Annotated in this window: 14 protein-coding genes and 2 pseudogenes; 6 read left to right on the plus strand and 10 right to left on the minus strand. The window is 60.9% G+C overall.

Going from position 1 to position 15158, the window contains the following annotated elements; genetic code table 11:
* Positions 1 to 810, plus strand: coding sequence for an ammonia-dependent NAD(+) synthetase (gene nadE / locus U367_RS0129715; RefSeq protein ID WP_028619817.1), 810 nt, complete (start codon positions 1 to 3; stop codon positions 808 to 810).
* On the opposite strand, the gene U367_RS0129720 is transcribed toward nadE, so the two are convergent.
* Genes U367_RS0129720 through U367_RS0129750 form a run of 7 tightly spaced genes read right to left on the minus strand, consistent with a single transcriptional unit; the run spans position 811 to position 7250 of the window.
* Complete coding sequence (locus tag U367_RS0129720) at positions 811 to 1842, minus strand: ABC transporter substrate-binding protein (protein ID WP_028619818.1); 1032 nt, start codon at positions 1840 to 1842, stop codon at positions 811 to 813. It abuts the gene before it with no gap.
* Between the two features lie 14 nt (positions 1843 to 1856).
* Entirely contained in the window at positions 1857 to 2954 is a 1098-nt protein-coding gene (locus U367_RS0129725) for an NAD(P)/FAD-dependent oxidoreductase (RefSeq protein ID WP_028619819.1), read from the minus strand.
* Positions 2951 to 4294, minus strand: a complete 1344-nt coding sequence (locus U367_RS0129730; protein WP_028619820.1) for an FAD/NAD(P)-dependent oxidoreductase — start codon at positions 4292 to 4294, stop codon at positions 2951 to 2953. The genes U367_RS0129725 and U367_RS0129730 overlap by 4 nt, the downstream gene beginning before the upstream one ends.
* Positions 4291 to 4581 (minus strand): (2Fe-2S)-binding protein, encoded by a 291-nt coding sequence (locus tag U367_RS0129735; RefSeq protein ID WP_028619821.1) that lies wholly within the window; start codon positions 4579 to 4581, stop codon positions 4291 to 4293. Before U367_RS0129735 ends, U367_RS0129730 begins: the two co-directional genes overlap by 4 nt.
* The gene (locus U367_RS0129740) at positions 4581 to 5375 is read right to left on the minus strand and encodes an ABC transporter permease (RefSeq protein ID WP_028619822.1); all 795 of its coding nucleotides are present in this window, start codon (positions 5373 to 5375) and stop codon (positions 4581 to 4583) included. The genes U367_RS0129735 and U367_RS0129740 overlap by 1 nt, the downstream gene beginning before the upstream one ends.
* Before the next feature lie 4 nt (positions 5376 to 5379).
* On the minus strand, positions 5380 to 6225 hold the full coding sequence (locus U367_RS0129745) for an ABC transporter permease (protein WP_028619823.1): 846 nt from the start codon (positions 6223 to 6225) through the stop codon (positions 5380 to 5382).
* A complete protein-coding gene (locus tag U367_RS0129750) occupies positions 6222 to 7250 on the minus strand; it encodes an ABC transporter ATP-binding protein (protein WP_028619824.1) in 1029 nt (342 codons plus the stop codon). Before U367_RS0129750 ends, U367_RS0129745 begins: the two co-directional genes overlap by 4 nt.
* A 243-nt stretch (positions 7251 to 7493) precedes the next feature.
* Here U367_RS0129750 and U367_RS0129755 point away from each other — a divergent pair, with 243 nt between their 5' ends.
* Together U367_RS0129755 and U367_RS1000000131420 are read left to right on the plus strand one after the other, a co-directional pair.
* Positions 7494 to 8324 carry an IclR family transcriptional regulator gene (locus U367_RS0129755; protein ID WP_028619825.1) on the plus strand — a complete coding sequence of 277 codons (831 nt, stop codon included), beginning with the start codon at positions 7494 to 7496 and terminating at the stop codon, positions 8322 to 8324.
* A 298-nt stretch (positions 8325 to 8622) separates the two neighbouring features.
* Positions 8623 to 9771, plus strand: a complete 1149-nt coding sequence (locus U367_RS1000000131420) for a hypothetical protein (protein ID WP_152537943.1) — start codon at positions 8623 to 8625, stop codon at positions 9769 to 9771.
* Between the two features lie 253 nt (positions 9772 to 10024).
* On the opposite strand, the gene U367_RS1000000132860 is transcribed toward U367_RS1000000131420, so the two are convergent.
* Together U367_RS1000000132860 and U367_RS1000000132865 are read right to left on the minus strand one after the other, a co-directional pair.
* The gene (locus tag U367_RS1000000132860) at positions 10025 to 11083 is read right to left on the minus strand and encodes a methyl-accepting chemotaxis protein (protein WP_376713300.1); all 1059 of its coding nucleotides are present in this window, start codon (positions 11081 to 11083) and stop codon (positions 10025 to 10027) included.
* A gap of 66 nt (positions 11084 to 11149) precedes the next feature.
* A pseudogene (locus U367_RS1000000132865) lies at positions 11150 to 11674 on the minus strand (MCP four helix bundle domain-containing protein); the annotation flags it as partial.
* A gap of 270 nt (positions 11675 to 11944) precedes the next feature.
* Between U367_RS1000000132865 and U367_RS0129775 the strand changes: the two are divergent.
* On the plus strand, positions 11945 to 12517 hold the full coding sequence (locus U367_RS0129775) for a DUF2239 family protein (protein ID WP_028619827.1): 573 nt from the start codon (positions 11945 to 11947) through the stop codon (positions 12515 to 12517).
* 25 nt (positions 12518 to 12542) lie between these two features.
* Positions 12543 to 13898, plus strand: coding sequence for an MATE family efflux transporter (locus tag U367_RS0129780; RefSeq protein WP_028619828.1), 1356 nt, complete (start codon positions 12543 to 12545; stop codon positions 13896 to 13898).
* Here U367_RS0129780 and U367_RS0129785 read toward each other — a convergent pair.
* Positions 13882 to 14469: a TetR/AcrR family transcriptional regulator gene (locus tag U367_RS0129785; RefSeq protein ID WP_028619829.1), complete on the minus strand. Its 588-nt coding sequence runs from the start codon at positions 14467 to 14469 to the stop codon at positions 13882 to 13884. The genes U367_RS0129780 and U367_RS0129785 overlap by 17 nt on opposite strands.
* A gap of 141 nt (positions 14470 to 14610) precedes the next feature.
* Here U367_RS0129785 and U367_RS1000000132505 point away from each other — a divergent pair.
* Positions 14611 to 15158, plus strand: a pseudogene (locus tag U367_RS1000000132505) (MFS transporter); the annotation flags it as partial.

The raw sequence follows: 15158 nt of genomic DNA on the forward strand, positions 1-15158 counted from the left end.
ATGCAAGAACGTATCGCACAGGAACTGAACATCAATCGGCAACTGGTCAAAGGCGGTGAGTCGAAGGAAATCCAACGGCGCATAGATTTCATCAAGACCACCTTGCTCGGCTCCGGCAGCAAGGCGTTGGTACTGGGCATCAGCGGTGGCGTTGACTCCCTCACGGCTGGCCGTTTGTGCCAGTTGGCCGTAGAGCAACTGCGCGACGAAGACTACGCCGCGCGCTTCATCGCCATGCGCCTGCCTTACAAAACCCAAGCCGACGAAAGCGATGCCCAGGCCTCCCTGGACTTCATCACCCCGGACCAGATCGACACCCTCAACATCGCCGCCAGCGTCGACGGACTCATGGCCAGCCTGACCGCCACCGAGGCCAGCGCCACCCATGTCGATTTCATCAAGGGCAACGTCAAGGCACGCGCACGGATGATCGCCCAGTACGCCGTGGCCAACCTGCACAACGGCCTGGTGGTCGGCACTGACCACGGCGCCGAGGCGTTGATGGGGTTTTTCACCAAGTTCGGTGACGGCGCCTGCGACCTGGCGCCACTGTCGGGCCTGACCAAAACCCAGGTGCGCCTGCTCGCCACGGCCCTCGGCGCCCCCGACAAGTTGGTGCACAAACATCCGACTGCCGACCTGGAAGAGCTTGTGCCGGGCAAGCTGGATGAACACGCTTACGGCTGCACTTACGCAGAAATCGACGCCTACCTGATGGGCGAACCGGTGAGCGAGCGGGTGAGAACCGTAGTCGAGGGCGCGTACAGCAAGACAGCGCACAAACGCGCGCTGCCGATTATTCCCCTTTGATTAACGTTCGATAGACCGACTCCACCGTGCATTCCACTCCGGCCGCGCCTGGTTGACCTGGTCCCAATCAATCGAAATAGCGGTCTGCAAATAACCTTGCATCGCTTCTACCCGGGCGCGGGTCTTGTCGGTGGTCGGCGTGGTCGGGTTAGACGGGATCTGATCGCCTTCTTCCAGCGCCGGGGCCTGGGCTTCGGCGGTCAGCAAAAACGCGGCGAGCTTCTGCGCCAGTTCCGGCTGGTCGTTGCGGGCAATCACGCACTCAGCCACGTTCAGCACCACCGCACCCTCCTTGGGTTGCGCATATTCCATGGGCACACCGAGCAGTTTCTGGGTGGCGACTTGGGTCGGGGTGAGCGGGAAAATCGCGGCTTCGTCGGTCTGCACCATTTCGGAGATCTTTGCGGAGCTGGCGATGTATTCCAGCACGTTGGGGCCAACGGTTTTTGGCCAGGCCTTGAAGCCCGGGTCGACGTTGGTTTCGTCACCGCCCTGGATGCGGTTGAACATCAGGAAGCCATGCAGGCCGAAGGTGGAGGAGGCCAGGGACTGGAACACCACTTTGTCCTTGAAGCGCGGGTCGGCCAGGTCCATCCAGGAGGTGGGCGCGGCCCAGCCTTTTTCCTTGAACATCTTGGCGTTGTAGCCCAGGCCGGTGACGCCGAGGGTCACGGCCACGGCTTGTTCCTTGATCTTCGCCTTGGTAGGGATCTGCTCCAGGGTCGGGCTTGGCGCCAGCTTGTCGCACAACCCCATGGAAATTGCGCGGTACATGATGCCGTCGTCAAGGAACATCACGTGCATCTGCGGGTTGTCTTTGTTGGCCTGGACCTTGGCAAGGATGTCCGACGAGGTGCCGGGCACGATCACCACCTTGACGTTATTGGTCTTTTCGAACGCGGGCAGCACCTTGTCGGCGTAGACCCGTTCCATGGTGCCGCCGTTCATGCCCAGGTACAGCGTGGGCGCGGCGTGGGCCGTTGAGGCGAGCAGGGCGAGGGACAAGCAGGACAGCGCAATACGTGGGTTCATGGATGTTTTTCCTCTCAGGCTTGGAAACGACGGATGGAAAACGCTTCGATAGGTTGGCGGCTGGCACCGGTGCAGACGATCTCTGCCAGGGCTTCACCGACGGCGGGACCAAGCTGGAACCCGGCGCCGGCAAAGCCGAAACCGTGGAGCAAGCCGGGTTGGGTGCTGCTGGGGCCGATCACCGGTTCATGATCGGGGAGGTAACCTTCGGTGCCACTCCAGGTGCGGATGGCCTGGGCACCCTTGAGAAACGGGTAAAGCTCGCCGGCATTGCGCAGAATCTCCAGCACCGCAGCTTGCCCTGGTCGCGCTTGCTGCGGGCCGAGGGCAAAGCCGCGACCGCCGCCGAGGATGCAATTGCCCCGGGCAACCTGTCGCGCATAGATCCCGCCGCCTTCGACGCCCGTGCTCACATCCATCACCACCGGCAAGGGCTCAGTGACCAGCATCGCCGGGTGTGCCGAGGTCATAGGCACCGCTTCGCCAAACTGTTCGGCCACCGCACCTGCCCACGCCCCGGCGCAATTGAGCAGCCACGGTGCTTGTAGATGCAGACCGTTGGCGCAGTGCACCTGGAAGTCCTGGCCGTCATGCTCGATACGCGTGACCAGCGACTGTTCATACAGGTGAGCGCCGCGTTGTTTCGCCGCGCGGGCAAAGGCGGGCGACACCAGGCGGGGGTTGGCGTGGCCGTCTTCCGGGCACAGCGAGGCACCGACGGCGATGTCACCGACCCAGGGGAATCGCGCGCGCAGCTCGACGTAATCCAGCAACTGCAAACTCAAGTCAAATCCTTGTGTCTGCTCGGCATACGCTTGTAAGGCGCCGAAATCTGCGTGACTGCGCGCCAGTTTCAAATGCCCGGAACGCACGTATTCGCCATCGATACCGATTAATCCCGGCAAGTCTGCCCACAGTTGGTGGGCACGCTGCGACAGTGGCAACTGGTGCAAGGGCCGACCCTGGCGCCGCACGCCGCCGTAGTTGACGCCGCTGGAGTGTGAGCCGCAGAAATCTCGCTCCACCAGCGCCACGCGCTGGCCTTTCTGCGCCAGCATCAGCGCGGCCGACGCGCCGACAATCCCGCCGCCCAATACGATGACATCAATCACGGCTGCACCTCCACGCCAAACGGCAGCGGCTTGATTGGTGCCTGGCCCCGCAAGCGGCCGACGTTTTCGATGGCCCGGCCACTGCGCTCTGCGACAATTTCCGCCGCCGCCAACCCGCACATCCGGCCTTGGCAGCGGCCCATGCCGACCCGACATTGGGCCTTGACGCGGTTGATCTCCCAGTGGCCCTCATCCACCACCGCGCGCACGTCGCCGACGCGGACTTCTTCGCAGCGACAGAGGATCAATTCATCGGGGGCTTCGACTGCCCAGTTCTCTGGAAAAGGGAACGCGGTTTCCAAACCATGACGAAAGCGTTGGATGGCCGCCAATTGTTGCTCCAGCACAGCAGGGCGGCGCTGATCGATGGCAACACCCGAGTCCTCCAGCACCGCCAGTGCTGCACGTTCACCGGCCATTTGCGCGGCGTCCGCGCCCATGATCCCGGCCCCATCGCCCGCCAGGTACACGCCGTTGACGCTGCTGCGTCCGGCGCTGTCCCGTTGTGGCAGCCACGCGCGGTTAAGGGCATTCCAGGTGAACTCACAGCCAAGCAAGTCCGCCAGTTGCGTCTCGCTGCGCAGGGCATGGGCAAAAGCCACGGCGTCGCACGGCAGAGTCTGATCACCCCATTGAATGCCGCTGACCCGTTGCGTTCCGTCGATCTGTTTAAGCGTGACGCCCTGATGCACGGGAATCCCATGGGCCGTCAGCCAGGCGCGGTAATACAAGCCTTTGGCCAAGGTCGTCGGTTGTCCGAGCAACGCTGGTAAGGCACGGCATTGGGCACTGAACGGCGCGCTGTCGAGCACCGCCACCACCTTGGCCCCAGCCTTGGCGTATTGATAGGCGACCAGATAGAGCAACGGCCCGCTGCCACAAAACGCCACGCGCTCACCGATGGCGCAGCCCTGGTACTTCAAAGCGATTTGCGCCGCGCCAAGGCTGTACACGCCCGGCAGGGTCCAGCCCGGTACGGGCAGGATGCGGTCAGTGGCGCCTGTGGCGACGATGAGTTGCGCGTACTCGATGCTTTCTGCGCGGCCGTTGTTGAGCATATCCAGGCGCCCGTCCTCGGCATTCCACACCAGGGTTTCCGGGCGGTAGTCGATCAGCGGTGCCAGTTCATCCATTGTGCGGTGCACGGCCTCGGCCTCGCGTGCTTCAAATCCGTAAAGCTGCTTGGCGGTGCGTTGAAATCCCTGTGGCTGACGCCGATAAATCTGCCCGCCACCGCGCAGGCTTTCATCCACCAGGCAAGGTCTGATGCCATGGTCGAGCAACGTGCGCGCCGCGCTGATCCCGGCCGGGCCTGCGCCCACAATCACCACAGGCTTCATGACTGGCGCCCCGGATCGCGGCGGATGGCCTGGCCTTCTTCCAATAGCGTCGAACAGGCGCGTACGCGACGCCCGTCTTCAAGTCGCACCCAACAATCCTGGCACGCGCCCATCAGGCAGAAACCGGCCCGTCGTTCGGCGCTGAAATCACTGCCGCGCAGGTGTTCGGCGCAGGTCAGCACGGCGGTCAACAAGGTGTCACCGAGCAAACCGCTGGCGGGTTGCCCATCCAGGGTGAAGGCCAGGGCAGGGCGTTGGGTTTCGGCCAGGCGTTTGAACAGGGCCATCAATGTTTCCCTACCAGTACGCGGTCCAGGCCGTAGACCCGGTCCAACAGGATCATGGTGGCCGCCGTGAGTGCAATCACCAGCGCCGACACCGCCGCCATCATCGGGTCGATGGATTCGGTGGCATACACATACATGCGCACCGGCAGGGTCTGGGTCGCCGGCGAGCTGACGAAGATCGACAACGTCACCTCATCGAAACTGTTGATGAACGCCAGCAACCAACCGCCCGCCACCCCCGGCAGGATCATCGGCAGGGTGATCTGGCGAAACAGCGTAAAGCGACTGGCGCCCAGGGACTCGGCGGCCTGCTCGGCGCTGCGATCAATCCCGATCGCCGCGGCCAACACCAGGCGCAGCACATACGGGGTGATGATCACCACGTGAGCCAGCATCAGCCAGGTGAAGCTGCCGTTCACGCCCATCAGTGCGAACAGGCGCAACATCGCCACGCCGAGCACCAGGTGCGGAATGATGATGGGTGACAGGAACAACGCACTGAAAAAATTGCGCCCCGGAAACTGATAGCGACTGATCGCCAAGGCGGCCGGCACTGCAATCAAGGTGGCCAGACTCGCGGCGGTAAACGCCAGGATCAGGCTGTTGTAGAACGCCTGGATAAAGTCAGCGCGCTCGAACACCGCACGGAACCAGCGCAGGGAGAATCCCGACGTGGGCAAGCTCAAGGTGTTTTCCGGGGTGAAGGCCACCAGACATACCACCACCAGCGGCGCCATCATGAACAGCACCACCAGGGTATGGAAACCCAGGGCCAAAGGACCGTTTCTGGACATGTGCTTAAACCCCCAGGGACTTTTTGTAGCGGCCTTCGACCATGCGGTTCCAGCTCAGCATGATCAGCAGATTGACCAACAGCAGCACCACCGCGATGGTCGCGCCCATGGGCCAGTTGAGTTCCGAGAGGTACTGGTCGTACACCACGGTCGCGACCATTTTCAGGCGGCGTCCGCCGAGCAGGCCGGGGATCGCAAAGGAACTGGCGGCCAGGCCGAACACGATCAGCGTGCCGGACAGCACGCCGGGCATCACCTGCGGTAATACAATCCTGCGCATTACCGTGGTTTGGCTGGCGCCGAGGGACAACGCCGCCTGTTCCGCCGACGGGTCGAGTTTCTGTAGGGAGGTCCACACGGGGATGATCATGAACGGCAGCATCACGTGCACGAGGGCGATGATCACCGCGAACGGCGTATACAACAGCTTCACCGGGCGCCCGCCAAGGAATTGGATGACTTGGTTCACCAGCCCGTCCGCGCCGAGCAGCAGGCTCCAGCCAAAAGCGCGCACCACCACCGAAATCAGCAGCGGCGTGAGGATCAGGATCAGGAAAATCGAGCGCCATGGTGTACCCATGCGGCTGAGGATGTACGCCTCGGGCACGCCGATCACCACGCAGAGCAAGGTGACCAAGGCACTGATCCAGAAGGTGCGCCAGAAGATTTCGTAGAAGTACGCATCGCTGAACAACGACAGGTAATGCGCGAAGGTCCATTCATCCGCCTTCACACCCACCTGGTAATCGAACACGTTGAACGACAACACCAGCGTCAGGCCCAGCGGCAGAATCAGCAACCCGACAAACAGCACCAGGGCGGGTAACGACAACAGGTAGCCCCGGCTCATGCGCGCACCTCATCCGCTGCCAACACGCGCAGCAGGCTGGCTTGCCAGTCCAGGCCCACCGCCGCCCCGCAACCGAGCGGCGCGCTGCCGTCATTGCTGCGCACCACGGTGATTTCGCCAAGGCTAGTGTGGATGCGATACAGCCATTGGCTACCAAAAAAGTAACTGTCGAGCACCTTGCCCTGCAGTCGGCCGGTGCCGGCGTCCACCAGTTGGATCTTTTCCGGACGCAGGCTCAGGGTCAGCTCGCCGTCACCGCTTTCGTGACGCACTTGCGGAGTGCCCAGCTGGTCATAGTCGCCCGGCAACAGGTTGGCCTTGCCGACGAAGTCCGAGATGAAGCGTGTGCGCGGATGTTCGTAGAGCTTGTACGGCGCGTCGATCTGGGTCACACGCCCGGCCTGCATCACCACCACGCGGTCGCTGATGGACAGCGCCTCGGCCTGGTCGTGGGTGACCATCAAGGTGGTGATGCCCACGGCGCACTGGATGCGGCGGATTTCGAACTGCATTTCTTCACGCAGGTTGGCGTCGAGGTTGGACAGCGGCTCATCCAGCAGCAACACCGGTGGCTCGATCACCAGGGCGCGGGCCAGGGCCACACGTTGGCGCTGGCCGCCGGACAGCTCACGTGGGTATCGGTCGGCGTGCGGCGCCAGGCGTACCAGTTCCAATACCGTCTTAACCTTGCTGGCGATCTCGGCGGTCGGCACTTTGCGCATCTTCAGGCCGAAGGCAACGTTGTCGCGCACGCTCATGTGCGGGAACAGCGCGTAGCTCTGGAACACCACGCCCAGGCCACGGCTGGCGGGCTTGGCATGGGTGATATCGCGACCGTCGAGCAGGATCTGCCCGCCGCTGACGTCAACGAAGCCGGCGATCATTTGCAGGGTGGTGGTCTTGCCGCAGCCCGACGGGCCGAGCAGGGAAACGAACTCGCCTTTTTCCACTGCAAGGTCGGTGGCGACCACCGCATCGACGGCGCCGTAGCGTTTGCTCAAGGCGTGGAGTTGGAGAAATGCCATGTCTGCGTTCCACCTTTTTTTGAGTCGCGTCGAAACGCGCTTTTTTGTTTTGGGCAGATGCGAATGAAGTGTTGCCGGTGCGTTGGCGCTCGATCTTGAGTCGGCTGCCGTTAGTTGTTCATGTCGCCCCTGTGGACGCAGATTAGGACGAAGACTAGGATGGGTGGAAGATGGTATTTCACTGAATGGACTATTATTTTCATATTTATTCACTCACCGGAATTTACTTAGAGATTGGTTGTTATGGATTCCACTGAACGAAACGATAGCGCCAAAGAAGTCGGCCCCGGTGGGGTGTCCCGACTGTTCGCGCTGCTGCGCACCCTGGGTGACGTGCCGGAGGGCGGCGAACGCGTGACCCAGCTCGCGCAACAGGTTGGCTTGTCCCAACCGACCACCCACCGCCTGCTGCGCAGCCTGATGGACGAAGGCATGGTCGAGCAGGACGCGCGCAGCAAGCGCTATCGCCTGAGCCTGGAGTTCTTCGCGCTCGCGGCGAATGCAGGCAAGACCGGTAACCTGCGTGATCTGGTGCGGCCGAGTATGTTGCGCCTGAGTGCGTCATTAGGGGATTCGCTGTTCTTGCTCGCGCGCTCAGGCTTCGACGCGATCTGCCTGGACCGCAGCGAAGGCCCGTACCCGATCCGTACCTTCACCGGGGACATCGGCGGGCGTGTGGCATTGGGCGTGGGGCAGGGCAGCCTGGCGATCCTGGCGTTCTTGCCGGAGGAAGAGCGCGAGACGGTGATCCGCTTCAACCTGCCACGGCTCAAGGACTTCCACTTGTATGACGAAGTGCTGTTGCGCTCGGAAGTTGAGAATGTGCGCAATCTTGGGTATGCGGCACGCAATACCGGGGTGCTGGAAGGCATGGCGGGGTTGGCGGTGCCGATCCTCAATCGCGACGGGCATGCAGTGGCGGCGCTGAGTGTGGCAACCATCAGTGATCGGCTGGGGCCGAGCCGCTTGCCGATGGTGGTGGAGTTGCTCAAGCGTGAAGCGGCTGCGATCGGGCCGCGGATCAATCCGTTTGATCCGACATTGCGCAGGCCTTCGCAGACCTTTGGTGGGTAGTTCCGATGGCGGTCCACGTTACCGACCTGGCCGCCGTACTGCACATACACAGGTTCCATTCAATGCTCTGTCATCCCTCATCGCCGGCACCATCGGCTGGCGTGTGGAATGGGTAACGATCAGGCGCTTACTTAGGCAGTACTAGGCTTTCTGGGTACGTGTTAGTTATTCAGAAAATCAATTTTTTTGTTCGTGTTTAACGGAACTGTCCTTTTACAAATTGCCACAGATGGCTGTTGATTCAACGCTGACTTGGGCGTTGGTCAGCTTAATTGCATCAACTATCTGAGGTGTTTTAATGATAAATACTCCTTTCGGTCAGCCCACACAAACTTACTACCCGCAATCTTGCCCGTCGGAAGGTCGCGCCAGGTTTGGTTATCAGCCCGCAATGAGTAACTCAATGGAGGCCTCTCGGCCAGTCCCCAATTCGTTAGTTGCGCGAGACTTTGTCAACGCCTTCCCTTATTTCCAGGGAGAATCCGGTTTCGTCACGAAGGAAACGCTTCAACATGCTGCCAATCGTCCGCTGATCGGTGATCCGTTTCACGATCAAATGACAATGCTGGCAAGGGAGATTCTTAGCCGTCCAGGAATGAGTAACTTACTCGATGGTATCAACCATGGCGGCCATGAAGATGGTCTGATCAGCCAGGGTGATGCGCATGAGGCGGTCTATGCGTACGAGGCCCAGGAGGCAGCGTACATGCAGGGTGGACCAGCAGGGTATAACGGTGGCATGCAGGGTGGACCGGCAAGGTTTAACGGTGGCATGCAACGCAGTCGTGTTGAAAATGGATATGGCGACTATGGTGCACGCAATTATCAACCGGCAGCGAACGGCATGAGCCTGCAGAATGCTGAGGTCGCGAATGGTTTCAAACAGGCCAAAGACTCAGATTTGACGACAGAGTTGGGTAATAATTTTGACTACTTCAATCCCAACGAGCATGGCAAGATAACCCAGCAATCGCTTCGTGAAATCGCAGGTCGGCCATTGACTGGCAACCCCGTAGACGATCGGATGACCCTGTTGGCCAAGGAGATCCTCAGTCGGCCGCAGATTAATCGCCACCTGGATTCCGACCACGATGCTGATAAAGCTGACGGGTTGATTGGGCGCGATACTATTGAGCGGGTGTCCCACCAACCTGCTGCACTGAATTATGAAAATATGAGTGACGTGGACTTGCTTGAGGCCCTTAAAGATAAATTCAAACAGTATTGGGGCAAAGATGACTACATCAGCTTCGATAGTCTTAAAGAAGCGGCTGCGGCGTCTCCTCCCACTGATAAATCTCGACTTGCGGCTGAACTTCTCCGTCGCCCGGGCCTGATGAAAGAAGTGGATATAGGTACCAATAATAAGGGCGGTAGGGGCTACGAGGACGAAAGGTTTGATATGGATAATGTCAATTACGTGATTAAAGAGAAACAGGCAAAATAGTGACCTGATTGAGCATGCAAGTGAAAATGCAGCCCGTGCCGTGGGCTGCGTCTTCAACCTTGCATCGCCAGTTGCGACCCTTTCTCCCACTTGGCTCAGCTGGGGCTGATCTTCCTTTCCGGTCGCCTCACGGCTTCGGTGACGATCAGGCCCTGGGTTATGTCGAAGTTCTTGCGCATGCGCTCGGGGCGCACCTGCAGGCCGGCGAGCATGAAGGTCGCCTGGCCGAGGGAGGCTAGAGGGCCGGCGGCCCCTAGGCCACGTTGAAAAACGCCACCTTGGTACTCAAGCGATCCGCCAGCTCCGCCAGTTCCTGATTGGAATGCTCCACTTGCTCGGAGCCCGCCGCCGATTGCACGGTGGAGCTATGGATGCGTGTGACGTTCTGCGCGACTTCTTCCGCCGCCGCGCTTTGTTGTACCGAAGCACTGGCGATCTGCGCGTTCATCGCATTGATCGCACCCACTTCCTGGCTGATCTTGCCCAATGACAACTGGGAGTCGCGGGTCTGCGCCACGGTGACCTGGGCCAGGCTGCGGCTGCGTTGCATGATGTCGGCGGCATCCTGGGTGCCGCTTTGCAGCTTGCCGATCATGTCGCGGATCTCCTGGGTGGACTCCTGGGTGCGCGTCGCCAGCGACCGTACTTCATCGGCCACCACCGCAAAGCCACGGCCATGTTCACCCGCCCGGGCGGCTTCGATGGCCGCGTTGAGTGCCAGCAGGTTGGTTTGGGCGGCGATGGCGTTAATCACTTCGATCACGGTTTCGATGTTTTCACTGTCGCTGGACACTTGGTTGACCCGGCTGGTGGCCTGGTCGAGGATGGTTGCCAGCTCCTCGATGGCCACGGTCACTTCGCCCACCAAGCGGTGGCCGCTCTCGACTTCTGCGTCTGCCAGAATGGTCGCCTTGGACGCGGCAGAGGCGTAGCCTGAAACCTCGCTGACCGAGGCTGCCATTTGCGTAATCGCGGCGGCCACATGCTGGGCCTCGCTGGTCTGCAAGGTGATCTGCTGACGGTTGTCGCTGGCCACTGACAACAGGGTGACCGAGGAGTGACGCAGGGCCTGGGCTGCTGAGCGCACTTCGGTGATGGTGTCGCCCAGGCGGGCCAGGGCGTTTTTCAAAATACCCATCACGCTGTCGGGGTAGCGGGTTTCGATGGGCTGGTTCAAGTCGCCATTGGCCAGGCGGCGGATCGCCTCGGCGACGTCCTCCGGCTCGGCGCCGAGGGTGGCCTTGACCTTGCGGATGATCAACAAGGACACCAGCACACTCAAGATGATTGCCACGGCGCTGGCCAGCAGCATCAGCACGGCAAAGTTACCGGCGGCGACTTGCACGGTGTCCAGGCGTTGCTTGATCTGGGCTTCTTCGAAGTCGATCAGGGCATTCACGCGCTTGAGCCATTCGGTGTAATGGGCCGACGACTGGGCCAACAGCAAGTCCTGGGCGCCGGCGATGTCATTGCTGCGACGCAGGCTGATCACCCGCTCGGTGGAGGCCAGGGCCTGGGTCTCGATGGCTTTGATATCCGCCAAAAGACGGGATTCTTCGGCGCTGGCAGCGCTTGTGACGGTGTTGGCGAACAGGCGATCCATCATCACTGCGGAGTCCTGGTAATCGCGCTTGAGCTGGTCGATCTCGGCCAGGTGACGGCTGAGCGATGATTCATCCTTGACCAGTACCGCATCGCGAATGGCGATGGCGCGGTTGTGCACGCTGCCACGGAAGTTGATCGCGTAGCGCTGCACCACGGCGGCTTTTTCGGCCACGTCCTTGAGTGTGCTGTCGATAAAACCCACGCGTTGAATACCGACGGCAGTGACCAACACCAGCAACGACAGAATGGACGCAAAGCCCAGTCCGATACGCATCGCCAACGAGACAGGTTTTTTCATGGAAAGCTCGATATTCAGGGGAGTTAAAAGTGATGGCTAAAAGCTATCTTCGTTGGGGAATCTATCGATAGGCCCGTCACGCGTCCAATCAGAAATTACTGACTCTGCCATCGAGCGAATTGATGGAATAAAACCTGGATTCCTACGTTATCCGATTTAGTTCGCCGCTCAGGGGTGAGCCGTTGGGAGTTTCACCACAAGAGTCCTTGCATCTCCTAAAACTTTGGCTAATATAATCCGGGTAAAACAATTAATATCCGGGTAATAGCTATGCCTACGCAAAACCTTTCTACGTGCACTGCCTTCGTTGGCCACCAGCGCGTAGCGGCGGGTCCCTACGCCGACGTTGCCGATACACTCGCCAGTCTTGATCATGCTGCGGGCAGCTTTCTGGTATTCGATGACGCCACCGGCCTCCAAGTCGATTTCCCCTGGCCGGCAGGCTATGCGCCCGCACAACCGCTCCAGGCCGAAGTACCCGATGAGCCTCCTGCTGCACCCTCGGTCGGGCGCCCTAAACTGGGCGTGGTCGCACGCGAAGTCACGTTATTGCCGCGTCATTGGGAATGGCTGGGCCAGCAGCGCGGCGGTGCATCGGCGGCGTTGCGCCGGCTGGTGGATGAAGCTCGCACTGCCCATGCTTCCCGTGATCAGATACGCCAGGCCAAGGAGGCCGGGTATCGTTTCATGAGCGCCATCGGCGGCGACCTGCCCGGTTTCGAAGAGGCTTCGCGCGCGCTGTTTGCGTTTGACGCAACGGACTTTTCCGGCAAGATCGCGCACTGGCCGGTGGACGTGCAAACCTACCTGGCTTGGCTGACGCGCAACGCGTTCCCAGTCTGATCACCATTCCTGGATCCCTACCCTCATGGAAGTCACTCAACAACGGCCGTTGTGGCAGATCTACCTGATCTTTCTGGCACCCATGGTGCTGTCCAACTTCCTGCAAAGTTTTTCCGGCACGCTCAACGGCATCTATGTCGGGCAGATGCTCGGCACCCAGGCGCTGGCGGCGGTGTCGGGCATGTTTCCCATCGTGTTTTTCTTCATTGCCCTGGTGATCGGCCTGGGGGCGGGCGCCTCGGTGCTGATCGGCCAGGCCTGGGGGGCGCAGGAAACGGCGATGGTCAAGGTGATCACTGGCGCAACCCTGACGTTGGGAGCGCTGGTGGGGGTGACCGCGGCGGTGCTGGGCAGTCTGTTTGCGCGTCCGGCATTGCAGGCGTTGGGCACGCCGGTTGATGTGCTGGACGATGCGGTTGGCTATGCCCAGAAGATGATGCTGATCATGCCGTTGTTGCTGGTGTTCATCCTCTACACCCAGTTGCTGCGCGGCGTCAGCGACACGATCTCGCCGTTGCTGGCGCTGATGGTGTCGACCCTGGTCGGCCTGCTGCTCACGCCGGCACTGATTGGGGGCTGGATCGGCCTGCCGCCCATGGGCATCCAGAGCGCGGTGTATGCCGGGCTGGTGGGCAACGCGTTGGCCATGCTGTTTTTGATCTTGCGCCTTCGGCATAAAAACCATGTGATGGCGCCGGACCGCGAACTGCTCGCGGCCTTGCGCCTGGACCCTGTGATTCTCGGCAAAGTCCTGCGCATCGGCTTGCCTACCGGCCTGCAGATGGTGGTGCTGTCACTGTCGGAATTGGTCATCCTCGCCCTGGTCAACGGCCACGGCTCCCAGGCCACGGCGGCGTATGGCGCGGTGACGCAGATCGTCAACTACGTGCAGTTCCCGGCGTTGTCGATCGCCATCACTGCCTCGATCCTCGGTGCGCAGGCGATTGGTGCTGGGCGGTTAGAGCGTATCGGGCCGATTCTGCGCACCGGTTTGTTGATCAACCTGTGCCTTACCGGAGGCCTGATTGTGTTGGGCTATGTGTTGTCCCACTGGTTGCTCGGGCTGTTCATTACCGACGATGCGGCACGGGTCAAGGCTGAACACCTGCTGCACATCATGCTGTGGAGCATCTTGGTTTTTGGCTTCCAGGCGGTGGTTGGCGGGATCATGCGTGCCAGCGGCGTGGTGCTGATGCCGGTGGTGATCTCGATTTTCTGCGTGCTCTGCGTCGAACTGCCGATGGCGTACCTGTTCAACGCGCATTTTGGCCTGGAAGGCGTGTGGATGGCGTTCCCCGTGACCTACTTGGCAATGCTGGCCTTGCAGACTACGTATTACCGGTTGGTGTGGCGGCACAAGCAGATCAAGCGGTTGGTGTGAGGCTCAGGCCGCGTAGCAGCAGTTCAAGACCTTGCAGGCCTTGTTCGAGCCGCTCGTCCGGGTGTTCATCCCGGGCGATCCACAGGGCGGTACTGACCAGGCTGCCGTTGATCAATTGCGCCAGTGCAAGGCTCGGGACGCAGGGGATCGCCTCGGCCTGCATCAGCGCCTCCAGCAACTGGCGCAATGACTCCACGCAATGTTGCTGGGCGCCGGTGTCGCCCAGGACGGCCGGCGCATCCTGCAACACAATGCGCTGGATTTCGTCGTCCTGTGCCATACGCAAGTAGGCACGACAACATTCGCAAAAGCCGCTCCAGGGGTCTTCAGCTTCATCTGAAATGCGCTGCAAACGCGCATCCATCTCGCTGTCGAGTTGGCCAACCACGGCGGCCAGCAAACCTTTCTTATCTCCAAAGTGATGGTACAGCGCCCCTCGGGTCAGACCGGCACGGGCGGTGAAGTCGTCCATCGATGTATTCGCGTAACCTTGTGTAGCAAAAGCCTGACGCGCGCTGGCGATCAGCCGGGCGCGGGTGTCTTCGATCATTTCGGCACGGGCACGGCTCATGGTTGGGCTCACAATCGGCAAGGGAAAGATTGACATACGCTGCGTATGTTAAGCATGATTTGTCACATACGCACCGTATGTATTTTGCCTCGATTCTTGTGAATAGCAAGTTCCAGGGCATTCATGAAGAGGTCGAGCAAGATGGCAAACCCTTACGCCGAGTTGTTCCAAGTCCCTGGCGCCCGGGCTTTTGTGCTGGCGGGCATGCTTGCGCGCATGCCGGTATCAATGACGGGGATCGGCTTGATCACCATGCTCTCGCAGGTACATGGCGGCTATGGCCTGGCGGGCTCGGTCGCGGCGGTGTTCGCCTTGGCGACGGCGTTTTGTGCGCCGCAGGTGTCGCGGCTGGTGGACCAGTACAGTCAAGGCCGAGTGCTGCCGATTGCCGCATTGATTGGCGGCGGGGCGCTGTTGATGTTGCTGCTGTGTACTCGGCTGCAAGCACCGAACTGGCTGCTGTTCCTGTTCGCCGCGTTGGCCGGATGCATGCCCAATATGTCGGCCATGGTGCGGGCGCGCTGGACCGAGTTGTACCGGGGCCAGCCCAAGCTGCAAACCGCGTTTGCCCTGGAGTCGGTGCTGGACGAGGTGTGCTTCATTATCGGCCCGCCGATTTCGGTCGGGTTGAGCGTGGTGTTGTTTCCGGAGGCGGGGCCTCTGGTCGCTGCGTTGTTGCTGGCGGTGGG

Source organism: Pseudomonas canadensis (assembly GCF_000503215.1).
Classification (GTDB): Bacteria; Pseudomonadota; Gammaproteobacteria; order Pseudomonadales; family Pseudomonadaceae; genus Aquipseudomonas; species Aquipseudomonas canadensis.